Here is a 21205-nt window from a genome sequence, read left to right as displayed (position 1 = left end):
ACAAAAGATTCTACTCATCTACCTATTTAAAAGCTCATCTGCCCGACTAGCCGCTTCGTTTAAAGCATCCTCTGGCTTTATTCCTGTATCTAAAATAGCTCTTGAAATTTGATCTTGTAAAATCTTAGAGACTTCTGGATAAACAGCCTCCATTGGGCGAGGACGACCAAACTCAAGCTGATCTACAGCCACTTTAAACTGAGGCTTTTCCTCATAAAGCTGCTTCATTTCGTCACTTTCAATAGCTGAATAGCGGCTAGGAAGATAGCCTGTAAAGGAGCTGGCATAGATCGTTTGTTCTTTTTCCGTCATCCATTTAATAAACGTCCAAGCCGCTTCCTGTTTTTCTTCCGACAAGCCCGCTGTCATCACTAAGTTAGCCCCTCCAGTTGGTACACCATAGTTTTCATTAGCTGGCATGAACGTCGTATTTAATTCGAAGCCGCCTTCTTCTGCAATCTGTAGAAGAAGAGTTAGATCAGCCGTTGAGCTGAACACCATTCCCGCCTTTTGGTTTAAGAAATCCTGACGTGTTACAGCCCCTGCATCATCACCAGTAGGGATTTTTAAAGTCCCCTCCTCCTTCATCCTTAACCAAAGATTTAGAGCTTCAACTCCTGCGGAACCATTAAACTCAGCTTTTTCCCCGTCCTCTGAGATCATTCTTCCGTTACTTTGGGCTACAAATCCCTCAAAGAACCAGATATTAATTGGCATTGTAATTCCTACGCGATCACCAGGTACGGTCAATTTTCTTGCGTACTCTTCAAACTCTTCCCATGAGCTAGGACCCGCTGGATCTAGTCCAGCTTCTTCAGCCATTGTACTGTTTATATATAAGATAGGTGTGCTGCGTAAGTAAGGTAGTCCATATAATTTTCCATCAACATAGGAGTTCCCCATTAAGCCTTGAACAAAATCGTCCATATCCACTTGATCACGTTCAACAAATGGAGTTAAATCCTGTGTTAAGCCTGATTTAGCAAAAATACCAATCGAGGCAATTTCGTTTTGTGTAACCTCTGGTGCATTTTTGGCAGCAAAAGCAGCCTGTGTTTTAGAATGCAAATCATCATATGTCCCTTGGTAATGGGCATGAACAATGACTTCATCCTGTGATTCGTTAAACTGCTTAACTAGATTCTCATTATTCTCCCCGATCTTGTCTCCCCATGCGTACCAGTATTGAATTTCAACTGGTGAGCTTCCTTCGTTTCCACCAGCTCCACCAGTACTTGCTCCTTGAGCTCTGCCTTGTCCTGTACTAGATGGCTCTCCACCACAAGCTGCTAAGGCAAGCACAAGCATCATCATAACGGCTGTAACGATCCATTTTTTCATTGATTTCTCCTCCTATACTCTCTCAATTATTTTACTCCTGTATACACAAAAGCTTTTATAATCTGACGCTGAGCAAAAAAGAATACAATTAAAATCGGAACAACAAGAATCATATTACCTGCCATCAAAATATTCCATGAGATTCCACCCTCAACATCTCGAATCTTAGCAATACCTAATGGTAACGTTCTAGCCGCATCCGTAGTCGTCATCACTAATGGCCAAAAGTAATCGTTCCAATGGGAGATGAAGCTGAACAAGGCAAAGGTGACAAGAACAGGCTTAGCCATAGGAATCATAATTTTATAAATGATCTTCCATTCACTCGCTTGATCTAATCTGGCCGCCTCTAACAGCTCCTCAGGGACTTGCTTAAAGGATTGCCGTAGCAAAAATATTCCAAAAGCACTTGAAGCAAACGGAAGGATTAAAGCAGACAAGGAATTGATAAGCCCCCATTCGCTCATCTGTAAAAATACAGGTAGAAAAATTAATTGTGTTGGAATCATTAGGGTTACCATCGTTAAACCAAAGAGAAATTGATCTCCTTTAAATCGATATCTAGCAAAAGCATACGCAGCAGGAATAATAGTTAGGAACTGAAGGATGAGAATTCCAACAGAAACAAGCACACTATTCAGAAAATAGTGGAGAAAAGGCCCAGAGTTCCAGGCCTTAGCAAAGTTTTCCCACATCAATGTATCTGGTATCCACTTAGGTGGAAAAATGATCGTTTCCGATAACGATTTAACGGAAGTGGAAATCATCCACACAAAGGGAAAAGCAAAGATCATCACAACGAGGAGGATACCGATAAAGTTAATCACTTTGATTACGGGGTGAGTGGTAGTCATATTACTCCTCCTTTTACCGATAGTGCACTCTCTTAGATAAAAGCTTGAAATAGATTATGGTCAATACAGAAATAATGAGTAATAGAATGACTCCTGCCGCCGAAGCCAGTCCAATTTTATAGAACCTAAAGCCATTTTCATAGATAAAATAAACTAACGTATTCGTAGAATTAATGGGTCCTCCACTAGTCATGATCGCAATGGTCTCAAAGACCTGAAAGGAACCGATCATATTAATAATGAGCAAGAAAAACAAAGTAGGAGATAGCATGGGTAAGGTTAGTTTTATAAAAGCCCGCCATCTGCTAGCTTGATCCAGCTCTGCTGCTTCATAGATGTCTTTTGGAATGCTTTGTAAGCCAGCGATAAACACTAAAGTATTGAATCCAATTCCTTTCCACACAGCTACTAGAACCAAGGATAATAACGAGGTAGACGGATGAGCTAGCCACTCCAGCTGCGGGAGATTAAAAAGGCTAAGAAACCAATTTAAGAGACCATACTGTGGATCAAGCAGCCACATCCACAGCATAGACACAGACACCATAGAAATAATGTAAGGGCTAAAAATGGCTCCTTGGACAAATCCGTACACAATACCCGACTTGTTCAGCCACATGGCCAGAAGTAATGCGATGGTCAGAGTGATAGAAACAGTTAGAATCGTGTAAAGTAGCGAGTTTACAATGACCTGTAGAAATTCACTAGAACGAAAAAGCTCCGCAAAGTTCTGTAGACCAATAAAATCCTTCGTAGGACTGATAAAGTTCCAAGAATGAACACTTAGGTATAGCATGTAAAAAATCGGGTAGATAAAAAACAAGACAAAAACGATTAAAGCAGGGCTGACCATGAGATAAGGGCGAAAATTTGTCCAGGCAGACATTTTAGGCTCCCCCTGCTACAATTTTTGGGCGTTCAAGCTTTTCTTGTTGCCTTATTCTCTGCCCCTTTTGATCGAAGAAATACAAATCCGATTGCGCAACAAATAACTGAACCTGCTTGGCGTGTTCAACTGGAGCTAAAAAGCTTTTCACCTGTACCTTCCCTGCTTCAGTATGGACCTGATAGATAATCTCCGCCCCTAACGTTTCTCTAGTTAAGATATCTCCTTGAAGAACGAGCCCATTAAGAGATGTTTCGGGGTTGATCTGAAGTTTTTCTGGTCTGAAGCCAACATAGTGTACAGATGCTTGTAAGGCTAGGTTTGCCCTCTGTAACTGATCGACTGTAATAACATTCATCGCTGGCGTACCGATAAACTGAGCAGCAAAGACATTGTCCGGATCATGATAGACACGTAAAGGAGAATCCGCCTGCTGAACTCTACCTTGGTTCATTATAATGATCTCATCCCCCATTGACATAGCTTCAACCTGATCGTGGGTTACATAGACGAAGGTTGTTCCTAAGCGCTGGTGCAGCTGAATTAATTCTGTCCTCATCTGTGAACGGAGCTTAGCGTCTAGATTAGATAACGGCTCATCTAGAATGAATACTTGAGGCTTTTTAACCATAGCTCTTGCTAAGGCAACTCGTTGTCTCTGTCCACCGGATAACGTTTGAGGCTTTTTATTCAAGTAATTGGACAGCCCAACGATTTCAGATATCTCGGCTATTAATGCCTGTCTTTCCTGCTTTGGTACCTTCCGATTCACTAGCCCGAATTCAATGTTCTCCTTCACAGTCATTGTGGGGTACAGGGCATAGTTTTGGAAGACCATTGCTACATCCCGTTTTCCTGGTGGGACATGATTTACACAACGGTCACCGATCCAGATTTCTCCGCTTGTTAGCTGCTCAAGCCCGGCAATCATTCTTAAGGTCGTAGATTTACCACAGCCAGAAGGTCCTACAAGAACCGTAAAAGAACCATCACTAATAGTCACATTTAAATCCTCGACTACCGCTTCTTTTTCATACCTTTTGTACACATTCCTTAGAACAATTTGAGCCACATCTGTCTCTCCTTTCTAAACCATTCATTTAGAACTTCAAAGATCAGATTCTACGATTTCTATTTAGGCTAATTCGTGTTATCTAATAACTTCTTTCTTATCTGTTTCGAGCTTATAAATGAGAGACTGGTCATATATTTGTCCCTGAGCGTTAGGAGTATGTGTGAAATGATCCATTTCACTATAAATGATGGACGTAGCACTAATAGCTGTCATATCCGTTAGAGGGACAATATGAGTAGAAAATTCATTCTTACTCACTTCAATGATTCTAAAGCCAGGTTGATCTAGGCAAGCTGCTGTTTGAATATAATGCCACTGTTCTTTTTCAACGATAGAATGAGCATGATTATGACCGCAGAAGTAAAAGCCCTTACCCTTCTTCTTCGCTAATATGCTTTGGATATCGTAATCAGGGTGTATTGAGCCTTTATCCAACTCCGAACGAGTCGTTGTTTCAAAGATTGGATGATGAGCAAAAACAAGTAATGGTTTTTCGCCGGACATTTCGACCTGTTGCTCTAACCAGCTCATTTGTTCGGCATCAAGCACTCCACCCCAGTCGTCATAATCCATTTCTCTTGTTGAATCTAAGAAAACTAGGTGTGCCTCAGGTGTTTCTATTGCGTTGTATCGTGGCTGTTTTGTAATTTCTAGTAGCTGTACTTTAGGCAAAGCGTAAGCATCATGATTACCAAGAACATGACGAAATTGACGGTGACTTTCATAAATATGATTATAAATATAATCTAGCTCGTCAGGTCTTCCTAGATTAGTAAGGTCCCCGATTGAAATGTGCCAGTCAGCCTCTTGGGCTAAATATTCACGTAAAAAAGTAGAATAGAACATTTCTCTAGCTTGGATAAACTCTGGGCTAGGCTCCTCGACATGGGGATAATGTAAATCTCCAATTAATACAAGTCTAAGCATGTGTTTGTCCTCCCTTAAATTCATTCTTTAGAGTATAACAAGCAGAAAATCGATTTTTCTCTCCCTACCTCATGATTGGGTTGAGATTACTGTCATTGTACTGGTATTGTATTAAGTTGGTATTAAGGAAAGGTAACATTTGTATGATCAAATATTTAGAAAATCAAGCCTTTGTAAAGGTTATAAGACATAAGAAAAGCTTCTATCGAAGCCCCCTCGAAGAAGTCGTCTAGTCCATCATTAGAGGAAGCCTTTCTTGCCGTCAGAAAGTATAAAATTTGAAGAAAACATGGTATCAAATTTTATACTTTTTTAAACGTTAAAAAAGAAAGGCAGAGACATCCACCTTTCTACACCGAACATATTCTAACAGCCCATGTTGAAAATAATATCGAACCTGAACAACACGAAAGCTATCTTGATAAAATATGAAATGAGTATTTTTAAAAAAAACACCTATCCCGTTTACTCTGTCGTCATATTTTTATCTTTTTCTAGAGGCTTCGTATAGGTCTGCTTCTTTCGGCTTAGTTTGGAAAAAAATAAAAAGAGCAATGGAAAGGGCTACAGCAAACGCCACCCCCTCAGGTGGTCTGGTTGTAGGTATATCTGTTAAAGACATTGTCTCCCTCCTCTTATCTTTTAGTTGCGGTTAGGAATTTATTGAAGTCACGAGCATACTCATGAGCATCTCTAGCTTCTGTTTTAGCTCCCCTAAACAAAGGACCACCCAAAACAACACTAAATCTGCCTAAGGTGAAATAAGTACCTTGGACATTGATTTTATCTGCTAATAGAAAGATAGCCAGTAAAACGTCAATGATATCAATAACAGCATTCCCCAGCTTTGATTTATCTTTGCTTTCTAAGCGATACCCTCCTGTAATAGGTCCGCCTACTGTAACTGAAAAGGAACTATTTGTTTGCAAAAAAACTCCACCGATCGTGACTTGTCCAGTAAGAAGGAGAGTAGCTGTAATGATATCTAGCTTCCGCAGCACACTATTCACATAATCCTGGTGTTGGGTCACGATCATCATCAGCTCCCCTATTGGTAATCCTCTCCACTATCACTATGAATCCTGTTTTTATCGTATTCAGTCCACTAAAATAATGTGCTACTCACTAAGCTCAATTTGTTATTTTGTTCTTTCCTTATAGAAGCTTCTTCAGAAAAGTAATAGCTTCAGGCTGGCACACAGCTTCTAAATGGGAGTATAGCTTTTCTCTAGCTTTTTCTTCTCCTACTTGACTGCGTTTAATTCTATTCTCCTGCATCCATTGCTCGGCTGTTTGGAAGGATGTACTACTCCAGCCACTTATATCCCCAAGCCTATTTTTTTTCTCACTAACTCCTGCAATGACAATATCTAAGGAGCCCTGTAGCTCATTTATTCCATGATCATAGCGCTTCTTCGAATCCTTGTTTTGCAAACCAGCTTTAAGCCGTAAGGCCCTTGTTTCCACTCCAGGCTCTTCCTGAATGATATCAAACAAGCGCACAGCGGGCTCCGTTACCATTCCATCTTTGTATCTTGCCGAAATCGCCCTTTCGCTTCCTAGTATTTCTTGTACATATGGAAAGATTTTTCTAGAGATAAATACGGCTTTTTTCTTTAGAAACTTTCCATATGCGGCATGACCATCAGCAGCAAACCTCGTCCGCCACCTCCATGGGTCAAATTCTGTACCTGTATGCCAGCTTTTTTCTGGCGTCACACTCACTAAAGATGGATGAGTAGGAATTAATCGAGCCAAAGGGAGAATCCCAACTTTATGGATTAGTTCTACCGCTTCTTCATACGTATTGATTGGATTTATTGACATTCTGTACCCCCATTTTTTGCTTTTATTTTTCTGTAAGACTATTAAAATATGTTGAATAAACCTTTTTGGCTAGGCCTCCTATTTCTAAACGAAGCTTCTCAGGAGCAATCACCTCTGCTTCTAAGCCTAAAGAATAAAAAAATTGCACAGCCCAGTTCCATTCAGTTAGTGGTAAATCAAAGCGTACCTCCCATTCATTTTCACTAATGGGCATCAAGCATTCCCCGATTTCTGGATCCTGCTCCACCTGAAGCATTCCTCTATAAGTGACCTTTACCCTAATTGGAATTCTTTCATCGCTTAAATTTTGATCATTTGATGACTTATGTGTCTGGTTAGCGAATTTAGCCAGTCTTTTGACATCAACCTCTTCATGCATGGCTATATTATCTAGCTCCTCTAGATTGTCCATTCTATCTACACGAAATGTTCGCACCTCTTCATGTGTTGCTGAATAGGCCTGACAATACCAAAAGCCGTGAGCGGTATAGACCTGTTGAGGGAGAATATCTAGCCACCTTTGATGATTGGCAGATCGATAAAAGACTTTCAGCCACACTGCATTTGCGGTATAGGAAAGTAACGGGGCTAAATGAGGTACTTTGTATGATCTTTTTGGGATCTCTATAGTAAAGCTTTTCAGTACAGATTCTAATTGCCTGAGCTGATCCTCTGGGAGAATAGCTTTAACCTTATCGATTACCGTCCATCTTTCTTGGTTAAAAGGAGTATCCGTTAGCTGAGTTACGGCATTTAGTGAAAAAAGTAAGGTCATGGCTTCCTGAGTGGTAAGCTTTAAAGGTGGTAATGCATATCCATCCATTAGCCTGATCCCTCCATGAGGTCCAGAGTGAGAATATAATGGGATACCCATTTCAGCAAGGGATTGTAGATCGCGAAATATCGTCCGTTTGGATACTTCAAACTTATCTGCTAACGATTGAGCCGTTTCCTGTCTTTGCTGCAGGGCTATAACGATAGCCAGTAACCGATCAATACGATTCAAAGCATATCCTCCTTAGTTCTTTTACATAGAAGTGATCTATATCTAGTCTCTCACAGTAATAGTGTCATCTATATGTCACTATTATAGAAGGAAAAATGAATCATTCCTATGGATTAATTTTGAAAAAATCTCAATCTTCGATATCATCGCCGATCTATATCATATATAATTAAATAATTAGGAATACGAAACTTTCGAATTTCTTTTGCTTTTGATGTGATGAAAGGAGATTGAAAACATGAAAACTAGATTATTACGTTCTGAAGTGCCTATTGAGCAAACCTGGAAGCTTGAGGATTTATTTGAAACAGAGCAACACTGGAAGGATGAGCTTCAAGCGATTGAACAGGATTTACCTTCTGTTACAAAATACAAGGGTAAGCTCTCGGAAGGGGCTTCTACCTTATTGGCCTGCTTGACTGCTGAAGAAGAGCTCATGAAGCGTTTTATGCGTGTGTTTACATACGCTAATCTTCGTTCATCTGAGGATGGAACAGATGCTTTAAATCAGGCGAACCATTCCCTTGCTGCTGCCCTGCATTCTAAGGCAAATGCCGCCATGTCTTTTATTAAGTCTGAAATCCTTTCTTTAACAGAAGGAACGGTATTTGCTTATCTAAAAGATGAACCTGAATTAAAGCCTTTTGAGAAAACGTTACTAGACATCCTAGAAGAAAAGCCATATTCTTTATCACCGGAAACAGAAGCCGTACTCGCAGCGTTAGGTCAAGTACACACTTCACCTTATACGGTTTATTCAAGAAGTAAGCTCTCAGACATGCAATTTGATCCAATCGTAGATGCTCAGGGCAACGAGCAGCCTGTCTCCTTTGCCTTGTATGAGGATCATTATGAATCTTCACCAGATACAGATTTAAGAAGGAAGGCTTTTGGCTCTTTTACCAAGACCTTAAAGCAATACAAAAACACATTTGCAACTACGTTTGCTACTGAGGTTCAAAAACAAGTCGTATTATCAAAGCTACGCTCTTATGAATCTGTTACTCATATGCTTTTACACCCGCAAAAAGTGACTTTAGAGATGTATCATAATCAGCTGGATATTATCCAAACGGAACTAGCTCCTCATATGCGTCGCTATGCTCAGCTTAAGAAGCGCATACTTGGATTAGATAAAATGATGTTCTGTGATCTACGTGCACCACTAGATCCTGAATTTTCACCAGCGACAACGTATGAAGAAGCTTCCAAGACTATTCTTGAAGCCTTGTCTGTAATGGGACCTGAATACACTGAAATTATGGAACAAGCTCTTACAGAGCGCTGGGTTGATCTTGCCGATAACGTTGGTAAAGCAACAGGGGCATTCTGTGCTAGTCCGTATGGTGTACATCCTTATATTCTAATTACATGGACAGATACAATGAGAGGAGCTTTTGTCCTTGCTCATGAGTTAGGTCACGCCGGTCATTTTGCTTTAGCAGGACGCAATCAACGTATGGTGAACACTCGCCCTTCCTTGTATTTCATTGAAGCTCCATCTACGATGAACGAGATGCTTCTAAGAGATTATCTGTTGGCTAACTCTACGGATAACAGGATGAGACGTTGGATTATTCTTCAGTCACTAGGAACGTATTATCATAATTTTGTCACTCATTTACTAGAGGCTGAACTGCAGCGTAGAATCTATACTCATGCACAGTCCGGGAATCCTATTACAGCTAATACATTAACAGAACAAAAAGGAGATATTCTTTCTTCCTTCTGGGGTGATACGGTGGATATTGATGAAGGGGCAGCGTTAACTTGGATGCGTCAGCCTCATTACTACATGGGATTATACCCTTATACTTATTCAGCAGGGTTGACAGCATCAACAGCTGCGGCAGAGCAGATCAAGGTGGAAGGAAAGCCAGCAGTGGATCGCTGGTTAAGTGCCCTAAAAGCAGGAGGTACTGAAAATCCACTTGATCTAATGAAAATGGCCGGTGTAGACATGTCACAGCCTGATCCGATTCGTAAAGCGGTAGCCTATGTAGGATCATTAGTAGATGAGCTAGAGAAAAGCTATGAGTAAACACTCATTTAATGACGATATCCTTAGACCTGCACAAAAACAGCTTGAGGCCTACAATAATCGGGATATTGACTCTTTTATGGAATGTTATACGGAGAACTGTGTCGTTGAGGATGCACAAGGAAACGTCTTAATGGAAGGTCATGAGGCTATGCGGAAAAGATATACGGAGCTTTTTGAAATGAGTCCAAACCTACATTGTGAGCTTGTATCCAGAATACAGATTGGAAGCTATGTTCTAGATGAGGAGCATGTTACAGGATCACGTGGTTCTAAGGACATTTCCCATGTTGTAGCCGTATATCGTGTGGCTAACGGACTTATAGAGCATGTTAGATTTATTAGATAGAGAGTTTAGTATACTTTGCTCGCTTTAATTTTCACATCTCCTTCTGTAAGATCGCTCAAGTGCTTCTTTAAGAGCGATCCTGCAGAAGGTTTTTCTAACAGTATAAGAAAGTATAAAATTCGATACCTTATTGAGTGAAGCGAGTAAATAAAATGTTATTTTCAAGATGGACATGCTGAAAAATATCTGCTTCAAGTAACTCAAGCTTTTGAAAGGATAGTGTATACGTTCCACATGCACCCTCTGGAAGAGTATAATCCTGTGTAATGCTTCGCATTTTTTGCAGAATTTCTCCTACAGTCGAATGTTCAGTCTCTGCTTTTTCAAACAAGCTTTTCTCTGATGGTGAGAAAGCTTGACCATCTTTTCGTTTAATTAATGGAAAGAGGATCTCCTCTTCTTCGATCAAATGCTGCTCTAGCTCTACCTTCATCTGGTGAAAAAGGAGATTTAATTCTATTAGCTCTGGATGAGCTTCTCCATGGACGCGAGAAACTTTAGTAATAAAACTACTCAATACTGGAAGCTCTTGTCTTAGATATCCGTGATGAGTGTGAACGATATGATCGATGAGTTTATCAGAGGGAACTAATTTCCACATTGTTAGCTGTTGTTCTCCCCTCTTCTTCTCTTCTTCGTATGACGTCCTTAATTTTTGAATAAAAGTCTCTTCATCTAAACCTTTTTGCTCTAAAGCTTTAGTTAGGCTTTGTTGTCCTCCACAGCAAAAGTCTATTTTGAATTCTTTAAACAGATTAGCGGCATGAGGGAAATCTGTTACGATTTGTGCAATTGTTTGGGATCCTGAAAATGTTTGTTTCATATGATCGCCTCCTTTCCCTCATTTTAATTCATGTGTGTTCACTTAACTGTGACGGCTATCACGCCTTTACAGCTATTTTTGATGGGATTTGTTTAGTTAAGATTAACAATACAGGGCAAAGCACTGTTAAAGACATTGCGGCAAGCTTAAAGCCATCATCAACGCTTGTCGTCAGCATACCCACTAAAACAGAACCCACAACGACCCCAATAGAAAAGATGGCGTAAAAAAGACCGAATGCTTTTCCTCTCACTTCATCAGGAATATGTTCGACTAATTGTTTTGTTATAGCTGGAAAAATACAAGCAAATCCAAGACCATAAACACCCATGGCCATGTATAAAAGTACTTCTTGAGAAAAGAAATATAGCATCCATAACGCTGCCGTTAAGAATATGAATCCAGTTATTAATATGGTATTTAAAGAAAAGCGATCAAATATCCGATTGCTTGGGAGAACAAAAAATAAGACAGCAACAAAGCCAAATGTACTCAGCATTAGACCGCCTGTTTTGATGTCCAATCCAAGCTCTTGAACCTTTATTGGAAGCATATAGGTGAGGACTCCCATGACACACATTAAACTAAAGGAACCGATATAAGGAAGAACAAGACCCGGGAGATAACTGGTTAATACCTTCCACTCATTCTTCTGTTCATCTGTTTGTGAAGAGTGGTGCAATGTCCTGGATCGAGGATTATTTTGTCTACCGCGAATGAAAAGTGCACAAATGATTCCTGTAATCAGTAACAAAATGGACATAAAATAGAACACAGCATGTATCCCTATACCGGCCATTATTAGGCTACTAAAGGCTGGTCCTAAAACGGCGGCTACTCCAACTGCTGCTCCTGAAAAAGCCATATTTTTACCCTGCAGATTTTGATCCTCTTTCCTCATTTGAGAGACCCAAGTAAATATACTTGGTGTCAATAAACCACTGATCAAACCATGTAATAAACGGACAATAATGAGTTGGAAAGGTGTGGATACCCATATATATAAAAGGATGACAAAGGCTGTACTAAGCATACCAAGTACAAATATTTTTTTTGCACCGTATCGATCAACCCATATTCCAGCTAATACATTCCCAAAAAGGTTGGTAAATGAGTAGCTCCCCATTACTAGGCCTATCGTGGCAGAGCTTGCTCCTAGACTTAGCGCAAGTGGACTCATTATGGGAAATTGGACAAACATATCGAGAAAGGAAATAGCAACAATGACATACATTAATTTCTTCATATATACCTCCCAGATCAGTCATTGGCTGAGTGAATTTCTTAAACCTAATTCACCTATCATCATATAAAATAGTGATGATTTCACTATGACATATGTCACAACCCGATCTGTGGATCAAGTGTATAATTTTACTAAGATAATTATAGCGAAGGCAAACAGGTCCTCATTTTGCAATGGGAGTGTGAACGAAATGAAGTCAAAGCTTGGGGTTTTACAATCTATTCCGTTGTTTCGTAATTTAACAGAAGATGAGCTACAATACGTGTGGAATATAACGATTCAGCGTTCATACCGAAAGAAAGAAATTATCTTTAGAGAGGCTAGTGATAAAGAAGCGGTTTATTTCATTCAGCGTGGCTTAGTGAAAGCGTGGAAAACGGATGAAAATGGAAATGAACACATCATCTGTTTTCTAAAGCCTGGCGATATGTTCCCTCATACTGGATTTTTTAATCAGGCTCCATATCCGGCAACTACGGAAGCGATTGTTGATACACAATTATACGCTATTCCTATCCAAGCCTTTGAAACGCTTATGATGAATATTCCCGAAATCGCCATAAAAGTCATGAGGGGCATGGGAGAAAAAATAGCTGAGCTCCAAAAGAAGCTACAGGAAATGACTGGACATGATGTGAATGAAAGAGCGATGCTTTTCCTGCTTCAGCTTGCTGAAAATAATGGGACTGATAAAGACGGTGTGATTCATATTCCGTTACCTCTGACTCACCAAGATTTTGCTAGTGCTATTGGAACAACAAGAGAAACAGCAAATCGCTTTATTAATCAGCTGCGCAAAAAGAAAGTCTTGCAGATGGATCGAAGAGGCCTAATGATTCTTGATTTGAATACGCTAAAGGAGCAAGCAGCATTCTCAACATGACTGGTGTGGATTCATTTATAGGGGTAGCATCAAGAAAATGCAGATTTACAACATTTAGAAAATTACCGTATTAAAAAGCCCAATTTCTCAACATTTATATTTGAGAGATTGGGCTTTTTTCGTTGCTCCCGTAAAGCGCCCTTTTCTTGAATAACTTAAATTCTTTAATTAACCTTAACCTGTATTATTCATTAACCAATAATTCAGATTTTCTTCAAATACTGTGCGATAAGTGAGTTTGGTCTTACCATCCAGATCCTCAAAGATTGCTGTCGCCAGATAATGGATTCCTCTGATAAATCTAACCATGTATAGCTTAATAATTATTTTGTCAAATTTATGTGTCCTTCGGCTGGAATGGATTTAGCTTTTCCTAGAGTATTCATGCAAACAACTCCTGCTAAAATCAAAATTCCTCCGATCCATGTATACATTGTTGGGATTTCAGATAGCCAAATCCAGGCAATCCCTAGGGTCAATAATGGAACTAGGAAAAGAAAACTCGATACAGTCGATGCTTGTACTTTTGATAGAGCAAACGACCATGACAGGTAAGCGAGTGCACCTGGAAATATGCCTAAATAGATGACAACCATGGTTTTAGCAGTAGGTGCATGTTTAATCCCATCTACTATATCATGTGAAAACGGAAGCATAAATAAGGTTCCTGCTAGAATAGCGTAGGTAGTTACCTCAATTGGGCGATATTTAATCAGCAAAGGTTTTTGCAACACAAAAAATATGGCCTGTGAGATCGCAGCTATCAAGAGCAGAAGAGTTCCACTGCTAATATGCATATTTCGAATATCATCTAAAGATATGATCGAGACCCCTAGGAAACTGAGTATAATAGCACCCCATCCCCAATAAGTCATCTTTTCCTTCAAAATCAAAACGGCAAGTATGGATGTGAAGATCGGAACCGTGTTGACAATAAAACTCGCTACGCCAGCTGTAACACTTACTTCTCCAAAATTTAATGCAACGTTATAAATCGTAATGCCAATTAATCCTATTATCATTATTCTAGGTATATCCTTCCTGTCAGGAAGACGGATCTTTTCCCTACCGATAAACAACAGAAGAATCAGGGATGCTGTAGCGTATCTCAAAAATGACAATTGAGTCGGAGAGTATGCTTCCAAACCCGCCCTTATTCCTACAAATGCGGACGCCCATAACAGCAATGTTGTTGCAATGGATCCAATTATTAGCCATGATTTATTCATTCACTACCTACTCCCTCGTATCACAGATTTTATGTAAACCTGAATCGCTGCAGCGATGATTAAAGTATATACACGCACTATTGATTAGTAAAATAGATAATTTAAATTAAAACGATCGAATTTTGTGATACAATATGAATAAAATTTTTAATGTTAGGAGCGAATGGAAATGGAACTCCGGCATCTAGCCACGTTTAAGGCTATTGCGGATTTAGGTGGATTCACAAAGGCGGCTGAGCATCTTGGTTACGCTCAATCCACAGTGACTACGCATGTTCAAGCGCTTGAAGGAGAGGTAGGCGCTCCCTTATTTGACAGACTTGGGAAAAAAATCTTTCTTACACAAACTGGTGAACAATTCATGCCCTTTGCCATTGAAATGTTACACTTATATGCAAATGCTAAAAATATTTACACGGATAGTCATATTCCAACTGGAACAATAACCATTGCAGCTCCTGAATCGTTAACCGTGTATCGATTACCTCCAATCTTGAAGGAATACACTTATTTATATCCACAAGTACAGCTCATTCTAAAGCCATCTTACTCCAATGCCGAAGCACTGAGGCTATTGCGAACAGGTGAACATGATCTAGTTTTTTTATTAGATAAGGAGTTCTCTGAACCTGATTTATATGTAGAAAAATTGGTACACGAACCTTTGACTTTAATTGCCCCTCCTCACTTGCATAACAATCTCTGGTCTAGCCTGCTGGAAGTTATAACGCATTCAACATTTTTGTCAACACAGCAAGGCTGTAGTTATCGAAAGCTTTTTGACTCGTACTTGCAAGCACACGATGTCGTGCCGAAAGCGTCTTTAGAATTTTGGAGCATTGAGGCTATTAAGCAGAGTGTAATGTGTGGATTAGGCCTTTCAATCTTGCCATATTTTTCAACCGCGATGGAAATGAAAGAAAAGAAAATGGCAGGAATTGTTTGGGATAATGGAAATTCATTATATACACAACTAGCCTTTCATAATAACAAGTGGCAATCTGTGGCTTTTAAAATGTTTCTTCGATTGGTACGAAAGCACTCGGCAGTTTGGGAGAAGCAACAAATATAAAGTAGATTCTCTAAGACCACTAAAACTGTCGTAACGTTGTTAAAATTGGGGGAATCGTCTTGAAAATTGTCTTAGCGGTTGTAATCCGCATTTTCCTGACGGTACCACCTTATAGGACAAAAAAGCAAAGAAGTTGCCCTCAAGCAAGCTTCTTTGCTTTAGATTCCCGTATACTACTCAATACAAGATCTAGGATAATCAGTCCAACCCCAACACAAATAGCAATATCAGCTATATTAAAGATCGGAAAGTTGTAAAAAAATGACCCCAGCACAATATTTACATCGAAAAAATCAACAACCTGACCTGTTAATAGTCGATCGATGAAGTTTCCTATCACTCCACCTAACATAATAGCTAAAGCCCAAACTAGAAGAGCTTTACTATGCCGCTGCTTATATAAATAATAAATAATTCCAATCGCTACTATACTCGTTACAGCAATAAAAAACAAACGTTGATTTTCCAGGATACCAAAAGCCGCTCCTACATTTCGATGAGAAGTGATATGAAAAATCCCTTCAATAATCGGGATCGAATCTCGAAGTTCCATTAGTTGTACAATCATCCACTTACTTATTTGATCAACCACCACAATAACAGCTGCGATGAGAAAATAGATCATATCTCTGCCTCCCGTATGACGAACACAATATTAAGAACACAATGATACTACGCATTTTATCATAATCATGTGTACTAGTCACTGTCTGAAGAATAACCGCGTAGAATAGTTCCCGTGGAGAGAGGCGAACCTGTTTGTTAAACGGCTTGCTCGGCTGAAACTCGATTTGTCTGTTGTGGCTTTTGCTGATTCAAAACACCACGTAGAAATTGTATTGATCGATGCTGTGTTGTTTTAATGGCAGAGATGCTTTTGCCCATTAGCTTTGCTGTTTCTGCAATGGAAAAGCCCTGGAGCAATCTATATTTAACGATCTTTCTTTGCTCGTGATTCAGCAACTGTAGAGCTCTTCGAATCTCGTCCTTTTGCTCCACTAAGTCCTCTATTCTTTCCTGCTCCGTTAAATCAAGCATATCTAACTCAACATACACATGCTTTGCTGATGTGTTTTGCTTTCTCCAGCTATCGACAACAAGATTCCTTGCAGTCGTTTTTAAAAGAGCAATCATTCCCTTAGTATCTCTATCCTCGTACCGTTTACTCGCTCGAATGACCTTAAGAAAGGCCTCCTGTGTGATGTCCTCTGCTTCCTGCTTGTTATAAACTCTGTAATAGACATACATATAGATTTCTTGATGATACTCTCTCCAAATTAGGTCCCAGTTCATTTTTAGCTTCCTCCCTCCAATTCGTTGTATCCTCAGTACATATTGTTAACTTCAAACTACAAGGAGTTTGAATGATTATCGTGGATTGTTATATTCACTTCTATATAGCCTGAACGATTCTCTTTTTGAAGCTCTTGTCAATTTGTTCATTCCCATCAAGTGATGCTTTCTTTTGGGTAAATATCGTTTCTTTTGATGGTGTGGGAGCGTTAACCCAGATTTTCTCAGATAAAATCTCTACGATTTCGCCCTGAGCAAAGTAAACCTTGGGTACACGATCTGTAATCATAGATGGAATCTCCGGTGGAACACTGCCGATGTGTTCAGCGAGCTGCTGGAAGGTGATTTCCTCCTCCCCTTGTTTCCCAATAAGAACAACCTCCGTCCCTAGCGGGTACTCTTTAGGTAAACGGATCATCATTTGATCCATGCAGATGGTGCTGATGATAGGCATTCTTTGACCATCTACGAGTACGTAAAACCCATGGAAGCACCTATGATAGCCATCCGCGTACCCAACCGGAATCGTGGCTACCCATTCCTCCTCTTGTGCTTGGTAAACCGTATCATAGCCAACATAATCTCCTTTTTTGATCTGTTTAATATGACCGATTTTAGAGTGAAAAGATAATGCTGATTTTAGAGTAAATGGTAGCTTTCTTTTTATTTCTAGCGAGGGATAGAAACCAAGCATGGCCTCCCCTATTCGCACCATATCAAGAACTTGATCAGGAAATTGAAGGGCTGCTGCACTGTTTGCACAGTGATATACATTAGCTTTTACTCCTTCTTTCTCTAACCAATCAATCATTTCCAATAGCTTAGCGTGCTGCATGTCGTAATAATCTGTTTCTACTCGTTTTGCTGTAGCATAGTGTGTATAAACGCCTTCAACAATAACTTCCTTCCTCTTTAAGTCCGAAAGCAGCTTCTGTAGCTCTGCTTCATTACGAATACCAATTCGGCCTAGCCCAGTATCCAGCTTCACATGAACCTTAAGAGGAGCTTGGTGTGTTTGGTATGCCAGCATTTCCTGAAGCGCTGTAGGATGGGCAATGGTGACTGAAATGTTCTGCTCAATCGCTTTATTCACATCACATGCAAGGATTGGCATAAGCACTAATATTGGAGCTTGTACGCCATTTCTGCGTAAGTAAAGGGCTTCACTTAGTAAGGCCACAGCCAAGGAATCTGCACCGGAGCGAAGAGCTATTTCGGCCACCTGTAGATCGCCATGACCATAGGCATCAGCTTTTACAGTAGCCATAAACCTGACTTCTGGAGGGAGCCATTTGCGAATTTCTCTACAGTTATGTTCAATATGATCGATTTGAATTTCTACCCATGTATCTCTATGAAGGATTGATGTATCCACTCCTGATCTTCCTCTCTAGTAAACTCCTTTTTAATGCTCACTCTTTAGTCATTGTTAAGTCCTTCTCTTACCAAGGAAACAAGTCTTTGACTAGCTAACCTTTTGTAAAGATAGCTCCATTAGCTTAGAGACGGTGTGCTCAAGCTGGTTACCACGTGAGCCTTTAACTAGAATGATCGAGCCTTTACTGATTACTTTCTTTATTTCAAAAAGAAGTTCATCCTGGTCTGCACAAAAAATGACATGTCCTTGTGAGAATCTAGTAGCTGCTGTTTTAGCTATATGTTTAGCTAAAGACCCAACAGTGAGTACGTAATCAATATGCTGTGTACTTAACTCTTTTCCAAGCTTCTCATGCAGGCTAACATCATATTGTCCAGTATCTCCGAGAACGACTATCTTTGATGTAAAGCCTTTTACTCCATATAAAATGTCTAATGAAGCACGGATACTCATTGGATCAGATTTGTAGCAATCACTTAGAATCGTAAAATCATCAAGCTGAATCCATTCGTTCCGCATACCTGTCACTTCCATATGATTTAACCCCTTCTGAATATGGGCATATGAAACGTTAAAATGCTTGGCTACAACGAGTGCCCCCAAGGCATTGATCATCTGGTGCTTACCTAACATAGGTAAGAAAATCCTTGGAGAGTTCAAGTCGTTGATGGTGAAAAAAACGCCTCTTTCTTCTGTTACAAAAGCTGTAGGATAGATGGAATGAGCTGATTTCATGCCGAAGGTTTTGGATTCTATCGTGTGAGGTAGTGCTCCTCTCTTTCCTAGCCCGTGTTGCAAATAAGGATCATCTCCATTGAAAACGACCAATCCATCCTCTTTTAAGCCTGTTACTATTTCAAGCTTCGCTTGTAGGATATTTTCTTTACTGTGTAAGGTATCCAGATGGCCTTCACCGATATTAGTAAGAATGGCTACATCTAGAGCTGCCATTTTAGCAAGCTTCTCAATTTCCCCCTTAGCTGACATCCCCATTTCAACAACAGCCATTTCCGTATCTTCCTTGAGCTCTAGTAAAGTGAGAGGGACACCAATATGGTTGTTAAGGTTACCCTTTGTCTTTTGTGTTCTATATTTCTTCGAGAGCATGGCTGCTAGGATATCTTTTGTAGACGTCTTTCCGTTACTGCCTGTAATACCAATCACTTTTGTTTTTAACTGTTTACGATATTCATGAGCTAGCTGTTGTAGAGCAAGCAATGTATCTTGGACATAAATGACAGGAAAATCCTGCACATTCGGTTTGGGTTCATTTATGCTCCATAGTGTGGCCGTAGCTCCTTGTTCAATGGCTTTATCTAGAAAATGATGACCATTAAATCGCTCTCCCTTTATTGGCACATATAGGTTTTGTGGTTTCAGTGTACGTGTATCTATCGAAACCCCAGTGATATTAAAGCTGTATTGTATCTCCAATAGCCCTGACCCCTGTAACATTTCTTGAATTTGTAGCAGTGAACGCTGTATCATGCTTAATCACCTCACTATGGTTGTTGTTTGATGAGTGTTTTCTTTATTTTCTAAAGCAAGCTGTATCAGCCTCTCAAGAAGCTGTGAGTAGGTTGTTCCGTCCGTTTTTTGCCACAGGGCGGGATACAGACTAAACGCTGTAAATCCAGGTAATGTATTCACTTCATTGACGATAACCTCATAGGATTTGGTTACAAAGAAATCAACTCGACACAGTCCCTTACAATCCAAAGCCTTAAAAGCACGAATGGCTACATCTCTCATTTTTTCATGTACAGACTCAGGAAGCTCAGCAGGAATAACAGGAACGATTTTACCTTCAATATATTTAGCGTTGTAATCCATAAACGCTCGCTCTTTTTTCAATTCTCCTACGACAGACGCTTTAGGGTAGTCATTTCCCAACACAGCAACCTGCATTTCTCTGCCGATAATTTCTGGTTCGATCAGTAATTTTGTATCGTATTGAAAGGCTTCAAGGATACCTTGTTTGAGTTCAGTACGATCATACCCAAGCTTGATTCCTACACTTGAACCCATTCTAGCGGGTTTAATATAGCATGGATAACCTAGCTTTGACTCGATAAGTGAAACTAGTTCCTCTGCATGTTCCTTCCACTCATGACTTCTAATGGTTATGGATTGGGCTTGAAGGATTCCCTCTTGCTTTAATAGTACTTTTGTTTTTTCCTTATCTATGGCTACAGCAGAGGCAAACACACCATTTCCAACGTAAGGGACATCTAACAGCTCTAAGAAGCCTTGTACAGTCCCATCCTCTCCAAGTGGTCCATGCAGGACAGGGAAAACAAGGGGTTTGTTCTCCTTGCCAAAGTACTCAACTAGTAAATCTGCTATGGAGCCAGCTACCGTTTTCAAGCTGTTTGTTTGTAGTTCTTCAACATTTGCAATGCTATGCTTTAAGGGAGAAAGGGTACACCATTTTCCATCCTCTGTAATGTAGACAGGTACAACATGGTACTTTTCTTTATCTAAAGCGTTTAACACAGAGTAAGCGGTTTGTAACGATACCTGATGCTCAACAGATTGACCTCCGTACAGGACAAGAATCGTTTTTTTCATTTAAAACCTCCACCGTTCTATGGGTAAATTTTTGTGTTCTAGTTCATTGATTCTGAGTATATTTCATTGAATTCGAATACCTATTTCATCTATTCTAAGTATCTGTTCATTTATGCTGATAAGTTAAGATTAAATACAGCTATCATGACGATAACGAGAAACCATAGCATAAATAACCATTTTGAGAATCTCATCATTGGTCACTCCTTTTATTAAGTTTTGGGTCTTGATGGTGAATATCTTAGCTTTAAAACCATCTTACCCTTGATTTCTAAATACAAATGAAAAAAAAGATAAAGAAAATCTTAAGAAAATATAAGGTTGTCTTTACTATTTGTATTAAGTGTACTGCTATATATAATACACTTAATACGATATAGACTATTTTTTGATTTGTCAAGTCT

At 39.7% G+C, this 21205-nt stretch carries 21 protein-coding genes; 4 read left to right on the top strand and 17 right to left on the bottom strand.

Annotation, left to right across the window (positions count from 1 at the left end; genetic code table 11):
• Positions 1–18: 18 nt before the first annotated feature.
• The 9 genes from J2S11_RS08810 to J2S11_RS08770 all read right to left on the bottom strand — a co-directional run bounded on the left by J2S11_RS08810 (position 19) and on the right by J2S11_RS08770 (position 7916).
• Positions 19–1341: an ABC transporter substrate-binding protein gene (locus J2S11_RS08810; RefSeq protein ID WP_307393616.1), complete on the bottom strand. Its 1323-nt coding sequence runs from the start codon at positions 1339–1341 to the stop codon at positions 19–21.
• A 26-nt stretch (positions 1342–1367) separates the two neighbouring features.
• Complete coding sequence (locus J2S11_RS08805; protein ID WP_307393614.1) at positions 1368–2195, bottom strand: carbohydrate ABC transporter permease; 828 nt, start codon at positions 2193–2195, stop codon at positions 1368–1370.
• A 13-nt stretch (positions 2196–2208) separates the two neighbouring features.
• Positions 2209–3081 carry a carbohydrate ABC transporter permease gene (locus J2S11_RS08800; protein ID WP_307393612.1) on the bottom strand — a complete coding sequence of 291 codons (873 nt, stop codon included), beginning with the start codon at positions 3079–3081 and terminating at the stop codon, positions 2209–2211.
• Between the two features lies 1 nt (position 3082).
• The gene (locus J2S11_RS08795) at positions 3083–4153 is read right to left on the bottom strand and encodes an ABC transporter ATP-binding protein (protein ID WP_307393609.1); all 1071 of its coding nucleotides are present in this window, start codon (positions 4151–4153) and stop codon (positions 3083–3085) included.
• Between the two features lie 78 nt (positions 4154–4231).
• Positions 4232–5083, bottom strand: a complete 852-nt coding sequence (locus J2S11_RS08790; RefSeq protein WP_307393606.1) for a metallophosphoesterase family protein — start codon at positions 5081–5083, stop codon at positions 4232–4234.
• Between the two features lie 484 nt (positions 5084–5567).
• Positions 5568–5705 carry a hypothetical protein gene (locus tag J2S11_RS08785; RefSeq protein WP_307393604.1) on the bottom strand — a complete coding sequence of 46 codons (138 nt, stop codon included), beginning with the start codon at positions 5703–5705 and terminating at the stop codon, positions 5568–5570.
• Positions 5706–5718: 13 nt separating this feature from the next.
• The gene (locus tag J2S11_RS08780) at positions 5719–6120 is read right to left on the bottom strand and encodes a hypothetical protein (RefSeq protein ID WP_307393601.1); all 402 of its coding nucleotides are present in this window, start codon (positions 6118–6120) and stop codon (positions 5719–5721) included.
• 118 nt (positions 6121–6238) lie between these two features.
• Entirely contained in the window at positions 6239–6910 is a 672-nt protein-coding gene (locus tag J2S11_RS08775) for an AlkZ-related protein (protein WP_307393599.1), read from the bottom strand.
• A 22-nt stretch (positions 6911–6932) separates the two neighbouring features.
• Positions 6933–7916 carry a helix-turn-helix transcriptional regulator gene (locus J2S11_RS08770; RefSeq protein WP_307393596.1) on the bottom strand — a complete coding sequence of 328 codons (984 nt, stop codon included), beginning with the start codon at positions 7914–7916 and terminating at the stop codon, positions 6933–6935.
• A 238-nt stretch (positions 7917–8154) separates the two neighbouring features.
• Between J2S11_RS08770 and pepF the strand changes: the two genes are divergently transcribed.
• Both pepF and J2S11_RS08760 read left to right on the top strand, forming a co-directional pair.
• Entirely contained in the window at positions 8155–9957 is a 1803-nt protein-coding gene (gene pepF, locus J2S11_RS08765) for an oligoendopeptidase F (protein WP_307393593.1), read from the top strand.
• On the top strand, positions 9950–10306 hold the full coding sequence (locus J2S11_RS08760) for a nuclear transport factor 2 family protein (RefSeq protein ID WP_307393590.1): 357 nt from the start codon (positions 9950–9952) through the stop codon (positions 10304–10306). Before pepF ends, J2S11_RS08760 begins: the two co-directional genes overlap by 8 nt.
• A gap of 127 nt (positions 10307–10433) precedes the next feature.
• Here the strand turns inward: J2S11_RS08760 and ric are convergent, their stop codons facing one another.
• Both ric and J2S11_RS08750 read right to left on the bottom strand, forming a co-directional pair.
• Complete coding sequence (gene ric, locus J2S11_RS08755) at positions 10434–11129, bottom strand: iron-sulfur cluster repair di-iron protein (protein ID WP_307393588.1); 696 nt, start codon at positions 11127–11129, stop codon at positions 10434–10436.
• A gap of 58 nt (positions 11130–11187) precedes the next feature.
• The gene (locus J2S11_RS08750) at positions 11188–12375 is read right to left on the bottom strand and encodes an MFS transporter (protein ID WP_307393586.1); all 1188 of its coding nucleotides are present in this window, start codon (positions 12373–12375) and stop codon (positions 11188–11190) included.
• A 190-nt stretch (positions 12376–12565) separates the two neighbouring features.
• Between J2S11_RS08750 and J2S11_RS08745 the strand changes: the two genes are divergently transcribed.
• Positions 12566–13258, top strand: coding sequence for a Crp/Fnr family transcriptional regulator (locus J2S11_RS08745; RefSeq protein WP_307393584.1), 693 nt, complete (start codon positions 12566–12568; stop codon positions 13256–13258).
• A 323-nt stretch (positions 13259–13581) separates the two neighbouring features.
• Here the strand turns inward: J2S11_RS08745 and J2S11_RS08740 are convergent, their stop codons facing one another.
• The gene (locus tag J2S11_RS08740) at positions 13582–14487 is read right to left on the bottom strand and encodes a DMT family transporter (protein WP_307393582.1); all 906 of its coding nucleotides are present in this window, start codon (positions 14485–14487) and stop codon (positions 13582–13584) included.
• 169 nt (positions 14488–14656) lie between these two features.
• Here J2S11_RS08740 and J2S11_RS08735 point away from each other — a divergent pair, with 169 nt between their 5' ends.
• A complete protein-coding gene (locus tag J2S11_RS08735) occupies positions 14657–15559 on the top strand; it encodes a LysR family transcriptional regulator (protein ID WP_307393579.1) in 903 nt (300 codons plus the stop codon).
• Between the two features lie 139 nt (positions 15560–15698).
• Here J2S11_RS08735 and lspA read toward each other — a convergent pair whose 3' ends face one another.
• The 5 genes from lspA to J2S11_RS08710 all read right to left on the bottom strand — a co-directional run bounded on the left by lspA (position 15699) and on the right by J2S11_RS08710 (position 20801).
• Positions 15699–16184 carry a signal peptidase II gene (gene lspA / locus J2S11_RS08730; RefSeq protein ID WP_307393576.1) on the bottom strand — a complete coding sequence of 162 codons (486 nt, stop codon included), beginning with the start codon at positions 16182–16184 and terminating at the stop codon, positions 15699–15701.
• Positions 16185–16321: 137 nt separating this feature from the next.
• Positions 16322–16852 carry an RNA polymerase sigma factor gene (locus tag J2S11_RS08725; RefSeq protein ID WP_307393573.1) on the bottom strand — a complete coding sequence of 177 codons (531 nt, stop codon included), beginning with the start codon at positions 16850–16852 and terminating at the stop codon, positions 16322–16324.
• 100 nt (positions 16853–16952) lie between these two features.
• Positions 16953–18227, bottom strand: coding sequence for an alanine racemase (gene alr / locus J2S11_RS08720; protein ID WP_307393571.1), 1275 nt, complete (start codon positions 18225–18227; stop codon positions 16953–16955).
• A gap of 90 nt (positions 18228–18317) precedes the next feature.
• Positions 18318–19718, bottom strand: a complete 1401-nt coding sequence (locus tag J2S11_RS08715) for a UDP-N-acetylmuramoyl-tripeptide--D-alanyl-D-alanine ligase (RefSeq protein WP_307393568.1) — start codon at positions 19716–19718, stop codon at positions 18318–18320.
• 6 nt (positions 19719–19724) lie between these two features.
• Complete coding sequence (locus tag J2S11_RS08710) at positions 19725–20801, bottom strand: D-alanine--D-alanine ligase family protein (RefSeq protein ID WP_307393565.1); 1077 nt, start codon at positions 20799–20801, stop codon at positions 19725–19727.
• Positions 20802–21205 lie beyond the last annotated feature (404 nt).

This window comes from Bacillus horti (assembly GCF_030813115.1).
Classification (GTDB): Bacteria; Bacillota; Bacilli; order Caldalkalibacillales; family JCM-10596; genus Bacillus_CH; species Bacillus_CH horti.
Note: the sequence above shows the minus strand (reverse complement) of the source record. Positions and strands in the feature narration are given on the sequence as shown.